This window comes from Thermosporothrix sp. COM3 (assembly GCF_059696735.1).
The window spans coordinates 65013-77332 of the sequence record NZ_AP019376.1 but is presented as its reverse complement, the minus strand read 5'-3'; the positions used below and the strand labels follow the sequence as shown (position 1 = coordinate 77332).

Here is a 12320-nt window from a genome sequence, read left to right as displayed (position 1 = left end):
GTGGAGCATGGATGAAAACAATGGGATGGTCTGGCTGCCCGGTGGAACATTCGTAATGGGATCTGATCAGCATTATCCGGAGGAAGGGCCAGCACATCCTGTGACAGTCAGTGGTTTCTGGATAGATCGTTATGCTGTGACAAATGAGCAATTTCAGCTTTTTGTGGAGGAGACCGGCTATGTCACGGTCGCGGAAAGGCCCTTGAAGCCGGAAGACTATCCGGGAGCTTCAGCGGATATGTTGGTGCCCGGGTCGCTTGTGTTTCAAAAGCCAGAAGGACGGGTTCGGCTTGATCAGTACCAGAACTGGTGGGTGTATGTACCGGGAGCCTGCTGGCGCCAGCCAGAGGGACCGGGAAGCACGATTGAGGGCCGGGAACAACACCCGGTCGTGCATATTGCCTATGAAGACGCCGAAACGTATGCCAGATGGTGTGGGAAGGAACTACCGCGTGAGGCGCAATGGGAATATGCGGCGAGAGGTGGCCTGGATGGCGCGACCTATGTGTGGGGGGATGAGTTCGCGCCTGATGGAAAGATGATGGCGAACACCTGGCAAGGAGAGTTCCCCTGGCAAAATCTACTTCTGGATGGCTTCGAGCGCACCGCACCGGTTGGCTCTTTCCCACCAAACGGCTATGGATTATACGATATGGCAGGGAACGTCTGGGAGTGGTCAAGCGACTGGTATAGCGAGAGACACCCGGAAAGGGCGAAGAAGCCATGTTGTATCCCGGTTGACCCGCGTGGGGGGTCACTGGAGCATAGTTATGATCCAGGTTTGCCCGGTGTCCATATTCCGCGCAAAGTGCTCAAAGGCGGCTCCTTTTTATGTGCGCCGAACTACTGTCTGCGGTATCGACCGGCGGCGCGAACCCCGGGAATGATTGATAGCACTGCATGTCATATTGGGTTCCGATGTGTGCGAAATAGCCAGCGGTAAGTGGGCTTTGGCTTGCCCATGAGAAGGGGACTTGCTATTTGTTGCAAGCCCCCTTCTTTTTGCCTGATGAAGCTGTGCACTCGCATCTATTGCTGAAGGCAAGCATTACCATTCGGCGAGGGTACCATCAGCAAGCCTCCAGACAGGATTACGCCAATTCTGTACAGTACGGGCGGCTTCGCGTACCGCCTCTTCATTGATCGTAATGCCTAATCCGGGCTGTTGCGGTACAGCGACATAGCCATCATGATAGGCAAAGATCGTAGGATCAGCCAGATAGTCCAGCAGGTCAGCCTGAGTGTTATAGTGGATATTCAGGCTTTGCTCTTGAATCAAGACATTATGGGTACAGGCGTCAATTTGCAAACAGGAGGCGAGCGCGATGGGGCCAAGCGGACAATGGGGCGCGACGGCAACATCATAGGCCTCTGCCATAGTCGCAATCTTTCTCAATTCAGAGATGCCACCGGCATGAGAGGCATCAGGCTGGATAATGTCGACATACCCATCCATCAGCAGACCCTTGAAATCCCAACGCGAATACAGGCGCTCTCCTGTTGCGATTGGAATTGTTGTATGACGTGCGATCTCGCGCAATGCCTCGTTATTTTCGGGAAGGACCGGCTCCTCGATAAAGAAGGGATGAAATGGTTCTAGTTCTCGGACGAGCACTTTTGCCATGCTCTTATGAACGCGTCCATGAAAGTCGATAGCGATGCCAAAAGCAGTATCGGTCGCGGCCCGCACTTCGGCAACCCGTGCGACAACTTCTTCTACTCGATGAAATGAGTCGACATAGTGCATTTCATCCGAGGCATTCATTTTGATCGCGGTAAATCCCGCCTCGCGCCTCTGGCGGGCCGCATTTGCGACGTCCGCAGGTTTATCGCCGCCAATCCATGCATAGACGCGTATTTTGTCGCGTACGCGCCCGCCGAAAAACTCATAGATCGGCATGCCGTAATGTTTCCCTTTGATATCCCAGAGAGCCTGATCTATCCCTGCTATCGCGCTCATAAGGACAGGACCGCCCCGATAGAAGCGTGCGCGATACAACTGTTGCCAGATATCTTCAATCCGGGTAGGATCTTGCCCTAACAAATAGTCGCTGGCATCTTTTACCGCTGCTGCGGTGCTGGCGACATGCCCTTCTAGCCCGGCTTCTCCCCATCCACAGATGCCGCTATCGGTTGATATTTTAAGAAAGAGCCAGCGTGGTGGAACGGCAAATACTTCGATGTTGGTGATCTTCATGCTTATAGCTCTCCTACCTGTTTGCTGTTCGATATTCACGATGCTTTCTGCTATAGAAGCAGGGAGAACGTGCTTATCTTCTTTGAATAGCCAGATAAGCTGCTTCATCATTACACAGACATTTTCCTGAGTGAGTTACAGATCAGGCGAAGCACCCTGTTTTTCCACATGATCTAAAATGGATACAGTGAATATGGGAAAATGTTGACATATGACTTATAGTCCGTATATTATCATCCCTGAGAGCATTTTTACAACGATGTAAAACCAATACAAAATAGATCTTCACATGCTTTTCACTTGTTCCTGATGTGTCGGACAAGGAAGCCAAAGCAGCGCGCCTGCGACGGTGCTCTGATTTGCGGTGGAGTTCAGACACAAGCCTCCTCCTTTAGAGGGAGGTCATTGACTATTGGGGAGAGAGGCAGACACGCTTGCGCTTTATCGTGATGGAGGCTGCTTGTACGTTCAATCTTGCTTGATTGCGGTCATCATTTTAGCTTTCGGATGGAAAGGGAACGTGTTGGGAGCTCCACACATAAATTGCAATTTCTCCTCAATTCTGTGTTGGTGCGCAGACTGCTCTGGAGGATGCAGTTTCGTGTAAGTGGTATTGTATCTTGCCACCGGGGAGCCCTCAAGCGTAGACCTTAGAGGCCACCTGACGGCTTTTTAACGCTTTGAAGAAAGGAACATGTAATCTATGGACTCTTCATATCGCTCGACTGCTGCCGCGATACAGGAAACGCATGTATCAGCAGGAACTATCGCCCTCTGGTGGCTCGGTCAGGCAAGCTTTGTCTTACGCAGTGCGAACAGCACTCTTTTTATTGATCCGTTCCTATCGCCTGGATCTGATCGCCTCGTTCCTCCCCCGTTTACGGCGGAGGAGAGCCCGGCAGTGGACTACGTTTTATGCACCCATGAACATATAGATCATCTGGATTTGCCTGCCTGCGTCACACTTGCCCGGCGTTTCCCACAGACGCGCTTTATTGTCCCTCGCCCCATTGTCGAGCAACTGACCGTGCAAGGAATCGCTGAGGAGCGGATACAAGGGGTGCAGCCAGGAGAAGAGCTTAGCCTGGGAGTTGCGCGGCTCTTTCCTGTTCCGGCTATGCATGGTCTGAGTTGTCCACCTGCTCGCTATGATTTTGGCTTTGAGCAGAGTGGTGGCCTGTATCGCTACCTCGGCTATGTGCTTGAGCTGGAAGGCATACACATCTACCATCCAGGTGATACATTAGTTTTTGATGGACTGGTAGAGCAGCTTCGTTCATTTGATCTTGATATCGCACTACTGCCAATTAATGGGCGTAGTTATTTTCGTGAGCAAAAGAATCTGGTTGGCAATATGGATGAGCGTGAGGCGGCGGATCTGGCTGCGGCGGCTGGGGTTAAGCTCCTGATACCCACGCATTATGATATGTTTGCCGCAAATCTGGGACGCCCGGGGTTGCTGATTGAGTATGTGCGTACAGTCTATCCGCAGCTCTCTTGCTATGTGCCTGCTCATGGTCGTCGCTTTACCTTCACCAGAGGTGATGCACGGTAGCTTGTGGAATCCCTGCCTGTTTCTTCATGTTTGTCATAGTTCGTGCGAAATATCGTTTCAGCTCGGCTTTCCTGCAACAGGAGTGAAGCCGTACTCCTCCTGCCTTGACCCGTTGCACAGAGGCGCGCCGATGAATGGTATGCACCCTGGCATCCGGGTCAATCATATCCAGTGGGTTGCCGCCCGTTCTGCCTCATAGAGGCATAGCTAGAATCAGGTGGTCGTTACAGGTACCGACCCGTAAGCGAATGCTTTGCCGCGAGCAACTCTCGAGGGGTGCCCTCAAAGACAACGGTCCCGCCCTTGTGCCCGCCTTCAGGGCCCATATCAATGATCCAGTCGGCATTGCGAATCACATCCCGGTTGTGCTCAATCACAATGACCGTATTGCCGTTATCAACCAGCCGGTTCATGATCGTCAATAAATGCCCGACATCTGACATGTGGAGCCCGGTCGTTGGCTCGTCCAGAACGTAGATGCTCCCTTGCTTGTGCAGCTCGCTGGCAAGCTTAATACGCTGGCATTCGCCGCCAGAAAGGGTACTGAGCGGTTGCCCGAGCGTCAGATAGTTTAGCCCCACATCGCTCATAGCCTGAAGGCGTGTGCGCACGTCTTTGAGCGTGAAGAACTCCAGGGCTTGCTCAACCGTCATAGCCAGCACATCGGCAATGGACTTCCCATTCAAAGTGTAGGCTAAGACCTCGCTCTTGAAGCGCTTGCCCTCGCAGACATCGCAAGGAAGTTTGACCCCCTCAAGAAATGCCAGATCGGTATAGGTCACGCCAAGTCCCTGGCACTTGGGGCAAGCTCCCTTCGAGTTAAAACTGAACAGGCCAGGATCAGCATTGTTGGCTGCTGCAAAGGCTTTGCGAATATCATCCATGATCCCGGTATAGGTTGCAGGGGTAGAACGACTGGAGAGGCCAACAGGAGATTGATCGATCACAATGGCTCCTTTATGCTGGCTCAGGAAGGCATCGTTGATGAGAGAACTTTTCCCGGAGCCTGCGACCCCGGTGACCACGGTTAGAACGCCACGAGGAATGGTGACACTGACATCCTTCAGGTTGTTGACCCGAGCATGGACAATCTGTAGGCCTCCCTGAGGACGCCGAACAGTTTCCTTGAGAGGCATCGTATATTGTAAATGGGTGGCTGTGAGGGTATCAGCTTTGAGCAGGTCAGCAAAACTGCCCTCGTAGACGACCTGACCCCCATGGATGCCTGCATGTGGCCCCATATCCACCACATAGTCTGCCACCTGGATCACATCGGGATCGTGTTCTACCACAATCACGGTATTGCCCTTATCTCGCAGCTTCTTCAGTAACTCGTTTAACCGATGGACATCGCGAGGATGCAGTCCAATACTGGGTTCATCGAAAATGTACATCACATCGACGAGCGCTCCGTTGAGCTGTTTGACCATTTTGACTCGTTGAGATTCGCCACCGGAGAGGGTATCGGTTTCCCGATCCAGGCTCAAGTATTCCAGGCCAATATCAACCAGATGCTGCAAGCGCCCAAGCAAGGTGTGGACCATCGGGGCCGCCTGTGGCTCCTGAATCTCTTTGATGAAGCTAATCAGCTCCCCGACCTCCATTGCTGACAGTTCTGCAATATTAGAGCCCCGTATTTGACAGTTCAGAGCCTCCTGATTGAGCCTGCCCCCTTTGCAGAGCGGGCAGGGACCGAGCTTCAAGAAAGGCTCAATCTTTTGCCGGGTTCGCTCTGATAATGTGCTCATGTTCCGTGTAGCGAACTTGCGATTGAACTTGGAGATGAGCCCCTCGTAAGTGGCATTCATTTCCTTATTGCCAACGGCCAGCTTATACTTGCGTGGCTCGCTATACAACAGCAGGTGCATTTCCTCTGGCGAATAATCAGCGAGTTTTTTATCATTATCAAAGAAGCCTGTAGAAATATAGACATCACGATCCCAACTGGTCAGACCGGGCGCAATGATAGCACCCTCGTTCAGGGATTTGGTTTTATCCACGAATGCTTCTGGATCAACGCTGATCTTGCGACCAGTTCCATTGCACTCCGGGCACATACCTTGAGGATCATTAAATGAGAAGACATTGGAGGCTCCAACATATGGGGTACCGATCCGCGAAAAGAGCAGGCGCAATACCGGTGCAATATCAGTGACTGTTCCCACGGTCGAGTGTGAGCCGCCACCCAGACGTTTCTGGTCAACAAGCACGGCCATATTCAGGTTCTCGATAGCATCGGCGTCTGGTTGGGGATAACGCGGCAGAAAGTTGCGAACGAACATGCTGAAATTCTCGAAGAGCAGCCGCTGTGCCTCATTGGCGATGGTATCAAACACAATCGATGACTTTCCCGAGCCAGATACACCGGTAAAAACGGTGATTTTGCGCTTGGGAATACGTAATGAAATATTCTTGAGATTATTTTCACGAGCACCACGGATCTCAATATATTCTTGAGATTGCATGTCACATTTTTCCTTTCGTACAGCTAAAACATATTCGGGCCTGTTTACTTGCCCTACCTATTTTTTTATCCTCTTCTGGCTGAAATAAGGATGTATACTCCGAAGGGGAGTGCTCCAGGAATAGGCGTAACTGCGAGATGGAGACACCCACTTTGCACCTCTTGAAACCTGGGGATCGGACACCCGTGCCTCCACATCTGGTTCATGTTTTCCACATGGTTTTATTGCTATAGAACCTATTAGTACTTTTCTTTGTAGCAAGGAAAAAAACGGAAAGGTACAGGGGGAGTCTGGAGATTACCTGACTATGCCCGTTGTTGGTAAAGTATGCCCTTTGACATCAGATATCTCGTTCCGAACTGCGTTCATCGTTTCTTCGGGATTTTGCGGCAAATCGTGTCTTTCTTCGGTGGCATCTCTGATGAGGTAGGAGAACATATCTCATTTAGAGTTCAGATGCCTCTATACCGCTCTGGCACCTGTTTGAGAGATGGGATACCTTACATATGGTAGCAGAGACCCTTCGGATGTTACCTGCAATGTACCAGCGCTTGCTTTTCTGGCGTGAGATTGAAGACAGATCGCTTCATGAGATTGGGTGTTTTCATGATAATCCTTCTTGAGAAGGCAATAAAGGGAAGAAGTATGATCAATGTAGTTATTTCTGCTGTGTGTCTATGGCTTCAAGCCCTGAGATTTGAGACGCTCTTTCTTCTTCCATGCTGCTTGTGCCTCTTTAAAGTGCTGCAATTTGGCCAAAACGAGGTCTTTGCTGTTCCGTAAGGGCGCATTGGGAGGGGTGAGACGGATAGTTTCGTCATAAGCCGAAAGTGCGTCATCATATTTGAAATGAGCTCCTAAGACGTATGGCATAGAAGTTTGCGAGGAGGCCTGAACATGGACCCTGGTATATATGGTGTGCATGTCCAGACCGAAAGCTTCCCTGAAAAACCACCAAAAAGGGAATAAAGGCGTCAAGGAAAACCAGGCGAGATCCCAGGCAAAGCGTGGAGACGAACCAGGCTCAGTTCAAAAAGAAAGCACGTAAGACCGGCGCGAGCACCGCAGAATTGACCATATGCGTTTGATGAGGTAGTATCTCAAAACGGGAAGCAGGGATGATCTCGCTAATAGCCTTTGCCGCCTTCTGCATCCACTCGGCGCTTTCACCACCGGCTAGCACCAGAGTGGGAATGGAGATTTCTGCGAATTTCATCAGGGGTGCAGGCGTTCCCCGCATCATGTCTGCCGTAATGGCTCCATCATAGGCAAGTGTGTGAGCGATGGAAAGCAACACCGGCTATTGAGGCGAGTGTTTCATCGGCTCTGCATATTCGACGGGAAGTCCTACCGCTTCCGTCATGAAGTAGAGGAGGGCATCTCCCCGGCGTCCTTGAGCAAGCAGATCCTGTAGATGCGCAACATAGTTTTCTGAAACAGGGGGACGGGAGGCATCAACCACGAAAGGAGGCTCATATACAACCAATTTTGTTACTTTTCCTTGTAACATTCGTGTCGCTTCCAGAGCAAGAATCGCTCCAGAAGAAATGCCATAGATAAAGGCATTTCCACCCAGGTCATTGATGATGGCTTCGAGATCTTCTATCTCACGCTCAGGAGTATAGGGAGCGGTGCCTGTGCTCTCGCCTCGACCTCGACGGTCGTACCAGACCACACTGAGGTCTGACGCAAGTAGTCGAGCAAGCTCATCAAAGCCAGTAAAGGCACGATGGCCTGTTGCGCCATCGACTAACACAAGTGGGGTCCCTTCTCCAAGACGATCATAGACAATGCGGGTTCCATCGTGGGAAATGACTGTAGTAGACATGCAGATAACTTTCTCCTGAAATCGGTGAATGGCCGATTCCCACAGGAATTATACTAGCCTCTGAGGAGAAAAACAAGGGAGGACGTGACATTGATACCGAGAGCAACAAGCTCCTGATGAGTGGTTTGACCAGATACGTTTCGTGCGGTGCTTGCGTGTGAAAGGGACGCAACGGGAAGAGGAGTTTTATCCCTTGCTCTGGGATACAGATGAATATCTTCAGGCCAATGTGGTAATAGCGTTGGCCCAGTTACTAAAAAGCGGCAGAAGGCCCCTGGCTTCAGCCAAGGGGATGGATGGCGCAGGAAGCCAGCAGCGGCAGGACGTTCCCCTTCGCTTGACAGAAGACAATCGTTGTGTGAGGATACGCGAAGATAGTGAGGAAGAACAAGGAGCAAGGGATGCTGATCTACGAATACAAGCTCGATGGGTCGAGGGCGCAATTCGCCGCCATCGAGGAAGCCATCCGCACTACCCAGTTCATTCGCAACACGTGCCTGCGCCTCTGGATGGATGCACGTGGCGTCTCCAGGAATGATCTGCAGCACTCTTGCGCTGTGCTGGCCAGACAGTTCCCTTTTGCGCTTTCCCTCAACTCGCAGGCCCGGCAAGCTGCCGCTGACCGGGCGTGGGCTGCCATCTCCCCTTTCAGCTCATGCTCACCCTATAAACGAAGACTCCATGCCAACCTGAATACCCTCCTCTTATACCTCAGCAATAAATAATGGGTGTGCCTGTAGATGGATATTGGGGCGGTTTCGCGTCTTGATTTTTCGTTTGGACTCGGGTGTAGTGAAATGAGCAAAAGCTGAGGAGATATCCTATGCCTGACTACCGATAATATTTTGAACATGATGTGACTAAAAGTCAATACCATTGGTATAGTACAAAAGATAGATTGTTTTGTCTTGTTCTGTATAGTCAGATACCCCATGCCTCAAGGCAGGAGCTTGTAGCCAGACTCCACCGCAACTCAGCAAACCTGGAGAGGCGTGCTGCTTTGGCTTCTTTATCCGCTCCATCAGGGCACTCTGACAGGGTACCCGTATGCATCCAGTCTTGCCGAATGAGGAGCGTTCGCATCGTGATGTTTCTCGCACCCACCAGATCAGCATGGAGGGTGTTGACTCGATTACAGGATGTAGTGTGCATTGAGTGGATAGGTATCTTGCTCTGTCAGGAAGAGGAATACCAGGAGCAGATCATTTTCAGTCAAGCATGTGCGGAAATGCGGGATGCAGGAGCCAGGAACAGCTCTGGAAAATAGTTATGAAAAACAGAGAAGCCTTACAGCAGAAGCATGACAGAAGTATTGATGGGGTAGCGCGGTATATTGTTTCGCGAGTGCTTGATTATTTGCGCTCTGAGGAAATATATCGTCTTGATAGAGAAGTATTGTGGCAGGTGTTGGTGTTGATTCTGGACCGACGTTATGCAGAGGCCGGTCATCTCTTCTGGAAGCAAGGGTTTCTGGTTGTAGAAGAAGATGAATATGCAACTCCCTGTCTCGTTGCCGGTTTTTTCGGGGGGAGGCTGCGGCAGCCGACATGCTTGCATCCTGCTGGAAGGGAGATATTCAAAAGTACAGGCAGGAAGATCGATGTGATGCGCTCCTTGGTGTTGTGTCGCTTGGTGGTGCATTGCTTCGCAACGAGGTAAGTCGTTCTGTTATGCACGAGACCATGAGAATATTTGGTTCTCTTTCTGTGTCAGAGGTCTTGGGCTCTTGATGTCCTGAATAAGCAGTATAACGCGATGAAGCATGGTTATGAAGGCAAGTTGGTTTTTTGCTTCTCTGAGAGCAGAGAAGGAAAGGATTCATCTGGATGATGTCACTCATAGACAACGTGTATATTCTGTAGAACAAAGCAATGAAGTGTAGGCCAACCAGATTGAGGCAAAACATGGGCAGTTTTCTCCCTGGCCTGCGATGACAGAACGTTGGTAGGGTAACGTGCGTGTCCCTATGAGAACCGTATGGGTGTTTCTGTATCAAAGGGAGAAGAGAGGAATTGGAGGGTCTCTTTAAGCTCTGGACAAGCTTCCTGGCTTCTGGCGTGGAGGCTGTCGCCGGGCTAATTATTGCCTTTGCAGCCTTACAAGCCTGTATACGTGCGCTGCTCATTTTTCTGGACAGAAGCAGGGCTGCCGCTCAATATGAGGGTATACAGGCAGAACGGATTCGTCTTCGCCTGGGACGCTGGCTCGCTCTTGCATTAGAGTTTGAGCTTGGGGCTGATATTCTGCGCACTGCTATTGCGCCGACCTGGACTGAGGTCGGACAGCTAGCAGCTATTGCCGCAATCAGAACGCTGCTGAACTACTTTTTGCAACAGGAGATTGATCGTGCTGTTCGTCGTGATCCAGAGAGAGCACATCCGGTGCAGGACGAACCGGCCTCTGTATCATCAGTAAATAGTGCTATCGGAAAGCTGAAAAATGAGCCTGACTGATCTTTTGCATTTCACGCTCTGGGCCTCATGCATCGAGTTTGTTGGGGCTCTTCTACTCGTGGGCTATGTCCTGGGAGCTTTGTTTCTTCTGCTGCGAACCCGAAATATTCTCCATGCTCAGAGATTGGTTGCGGATGGTGCGATTGCCTGTCTCAGTTTTAAACTCGCGGGAACGTTATTGAAGACAATAGAGCTTCGTACCTGGCAACAAATTCTGATGTTGTGTGCTATTCTGGCATTGCGGACGATTCTGAAGCGCTTTTTTGTCTGGGAGCGTATGCGCCTGCAACGTTTGCAGGACCAAGAAAAACATGCCTGAGTGAGCGACTCTAGATGATGGGACAGGGAGAGGGTGTGGAAAGCAATAGCGTATTTGCAGCGTGCATATTGTGGAGATGTTTAGTTACCGAAGCGGGCTGTGCAGGAAATGGTCCTGTTTGCAAGTGCTCTGATAGCACATCATTCTAATATGGATGCCAGAGAGATCGAAGCTTGTTCTTGTTTGTGTTGATCTATTTTCAGATGGCAGCTCATGTATCTATTCCCCTTTTGCAAAGATGCTAAAAAGCGTCTACTACATATCGCTTCGGCATAGAGGGCACGCTTGAAGAAGCCGCGTATTGAAGACGACAGGCTTTTCAGGGCAGCACCGATTGAGAATAGTCTTGTATGGGATAAGTTGATGTGTAAATGGCGCGAAACATTATCCTCTTAAAGAAGAGTCCTGAGAAGCGAGTTTTTCTTCGCGGAGTCGTTGTACGTCACGCATCGGGGGGATGCCGAAGAGGCTTTTGTACTCGCGATTGAAATGGGAAGCGTCTTGATACCCGACACGAAAGGCCGCACTGGTCGCGTCCAGACCTTCTGAGAGCATCAGACGGCGGGCTTGCTGGAGCCGTATTCGCTTCTGGAATTGCAACGGGCTCATTGCGGTGACAGCTTTGAAGTGATGGTGCAGGCTCGAAACACTCATGCCTAACTCACGTGCGAGATCCTCGATATGCAATGGTTGGTCGAAGTTCTGGCGCAATTGGGTGGCTGCTCTGACGATGTCAGATGTGTATCCTCCCGGGATGGCTAGATAACGAAGACGATCCCTTTGCTCTCCTATGAGGAGGCGATAGATGATTTCTTGCGTAATCAGTGGCATCAGGACCGGTACTTCGTCAGGAGCATCCAGGAGCCTGACAAGACGCACTGCTGCTTCAAGCAGGTTTCCATCTAACGGACTGACAGCAACAGCCCGTGCATCTGTCCGCTTCTTTGAAGGAATGTATCCCGCTTCTAACAGCACTGAGCTCACGAGGGCGGGAGGGAGTTCCAGCCGGAGGCTGAGATAGGGCCGTTCTTTTGAGGCTTCGACCACCTGACTCGCGCTTGGAAGCTCAATTGTGGTTAGCAGGTAATGTAAAGGATCGTAGCGATAGCGGCTCTCACCAAGTAGCACTTCTTTGCTGCCCTGAGCAATCACACATACAGATGGAATGGAGGTCCCATGAAGTAGGGTTGTCGGTGCGGATGAACGAGCTAGATGGAGCCCCGGTAACGGCTGAATCATTCCATCTTCACGGAGAATCTGTGAGATTCGCTCAACCAGTTCCTCCCGATTCGTCTGGAAGCGTTGTATCTCGCGCATGTCCTGCTTTGTGGTCATTGTCACTATTGGATCTTTCTCTGTTTGGTATTGGAGCTTCTCTTCAGGATTTGCAGAATCAGACAATCTTTTGCGACAATCATTCTATCACCTCATGCTCTGAAGCGTCTATACTTACCTGAGAGTAAGCACATATCTTATTGCTCTGAAAGAGTGGAAGGTTAAACT

At 50.8% G+C, this 12320-nt stretch carries 10 protein-coding genes and 2 pseudogenes; 6 read left to right on the top strand and 6 right to left on the bottom strand.

Annotated elements, in window-relative coordinates:
- Nucleotides 1–7: 7 nt before the first annotated feature.
- On the top strand, nt 8–943 hold the full coding sequence (locus tag KTH_RS00345) for a formylglycine-generating enzyme family protein (protein WP_497615748.1): 936 nt from the start codon (nt 8–10) through the stop codon (nt 941–943).
- A gap of 105 nt (nt 944–1048) precedes the next feature.
- On the opposite strand, the gene dgoD is transcribed toward KTH_RS00345, so the two are convergent.
- Entirely contained in the window at nt 1049–2197 is a 1149-nt protein-coding gene (gene dgoD / locus KTH_RS00340; protein WP_111323646.1) for a galactonate dehydratase, read from the bottom strand.
- Nucleotides 2198–2900: 703 nt separating this feature from the next.
- On the opposite strand from dgoD, the gene KTH_RS00335 reads away from it, so the two are divergent.
- Nucleotides 2901–3752, top strand: a complete 852-nt coding sequence (locus KTH_RS00335; RefSeq protein ID WP_497615746.1) for an MBL fold metallo-hydrolase — start codon at nt 2901–2903, stop codon at nt 3750–3752.
- Nucleotides 3753–3976: 224 nt separating this feature from the next.
- Here KTH_RS00335 and KTH_RS00330 read toward each other — a convergent pair whose 3' ends face one another.
- The 3 genes from KTH_RS00330 to KTH_RS00320 all read right to left on the bottom strand — a co-directional run bounded on the left by KTH_RS00330 (nt 3977) and on the right by KTH_RS00320 (nt 8045).
- On the bottom strand, nt 3977–6217 hold the full coding sequence (locus KTH_RS00330) for an ATP-binding cassette domain-containing protein (protein ID WP_497615745.1): 2241 nt from the start codon (nt 6215–6217) through the stop codon (nt 3977–3979).
- A 1024-nt stretch (nt 6218–7241) separates the two neighbouring features.
- Entirely contained in the window at nt 7242–7514 is a 273-nt protein-coding gene (locus KTH_RS00325) for an alpha/beta fold hydrolase (RefSeq protein ID WP_497615744.1), read from the bottom strand.
- Between the two features lie 3 nt (nt 7515–7517).
- On the bottom strand, nt 7518–8045 hold the full coding sequence (locus KTH_RS00320) for an alpha/beta fold hydrolase (RefSeq protein ID WP_497615743.1): 528 nt from the start codon (nt 8043–8045) through the stop codon (nt 7518–7520).
- Nucleotides 8046–8446: 401 nt separating this feature from the next.
- Here KTH_RS00320 and KTH_RS00315 point away from each other — a divergent pair.
- Nucleotides 8447–8695, top strand: a pseudogene (locus KTH_RS00315) (RNA-guided endonuclease InsQ/TnpB family protein); the annotation flags it as partial.
- Nucleotides 8696–8966: 271 nt separating this feature from the next.
- Here the strand turns inward: KTH_RS00315 and KTH_RS00310 are convergent.
- Nucleotides 8967–9167, bottom strand: a pseudogene (locus tag KTH_RS00310) (RNA-guided endonuclease InsQ/TnpB family protein); the annotation flags it as partial.
- 147 nt (nt 9168–9314) lie between these two features.
- Here KTH_RS00310 and KTH_RS00305 point away from each other — a divergent pair.
- From KTH_RS00305 to KTH_RS00295, 3 genes are all read left to right on the top strand, one after another.
- Complete coding sequence (locus tag KTH_RS00305; RefSeq protein ID WP_497615742.1) at nt 9315–9704, top strand: hypothetical protein; 390 nt, start codon at nt 9315–9317, stop codon at nt 9702–9704.
- Between the two features lie 353 nt (nt 9705–10057).
- On the top strand, nt 10058–10498 hold the full coding sequence (locus KTH_RS00300) for a DUF1622 domain-containing protein (protein ID WP_111323518.1): 441 nt from the start codon (nt 10058–10060) through the stop codon (nt 10496–10498).
- On the top strand, nt 10485–10817 hold the full coding sequence (locus tag KTH_RS00295) for a DUF1622 domain-containing protein (protein ID WP_497615740.1): 333 nt from the start codon (nt 10485–10487) through the stop codon (nt 10815–10817). Before KTH_RS00300 ends, KTH_RS00295 begins: the two co-directional genes overlap by 14 nt.
- Before the next feature lie 384 nt (nt 10818–11201).
- On the opposite strand, the gene KTH_RS00290 is transcribed toward KTH_RS00295, so the two are convergent.
- Nucleotides 11202–12152 (bottom strand): AraC family transcriptional regulator, encoded by a 951-nt coding sequence (locus KTH_RS00290; protein ID WP_497615739.1) that lies wholly within the window; start codon nt 12150–12152, stop codon nt 11202–11204.
- Nucleotides 12153–12320: the final 168 nt, after the last annotated feature.

What these genes read in the sequence shown, in the direction of transcription:
- KTH_RS00345 (WP_497615748.1), top strand. Translation starts at nt 8, where the DNA reads ATGGATGAAAACAATGGGATGGTCTGGCTGCCCGGTGGAACATTCGTA.
- dgoD (WP_111323646.1), bottom strand. Translation starts at nt 2,197, where the DNA reads ATGAAGATCACCAACATCGAAGTATTTGCCGTTCCACCACGCTGGCTC.
- KTH_RS00335 (WP_497615746.1), top strand. Translation starts at nt 2,901, where the DNA reads ATGGACTCTTCATATCGCTCGACTGCTGCCGCGATACAGGAAACGCAT.
- KTH_RS00330 (WP_497615745.1), bottom strand. Translation starts at nt 6,217, where the DNA reads ATGCAATCTCAAGAATATATTGAGATCCGTGGTGCTCGTGAAAATAAT.
- KTH_RS00320 (WP_497615743.1), bottom strand. Translation starts at nt 8,045, where the DNA reads ATGTCTACTACAGTCATTTCCCACGATGGAACCCGCATTGTCTATGAT.
- KTH_RS00305 (WP_497615742.1), top strand. Translation starts at nt 9,315, where the DNA reads ATGAAAAACAGAGAAGCCTTACAGCAGAAGCATGACAGAAGTATTGAT.
- KTH_RS00295 (WP_497615740.1), top strand. Translation starts at nt 10,485, where the DNA reads ATGAGCCTGACTGATCTTTTGCATTTCACGCTCTGGGCCTCATGCATC.
- KTH_RS00290 (WP_497615739.1), bottom strand. Translation starts at nt 12,152, where the DNA reads ATGACCACAAAGCAGGACATGCGCGAGATACAACGCTTCCAGACGAAT.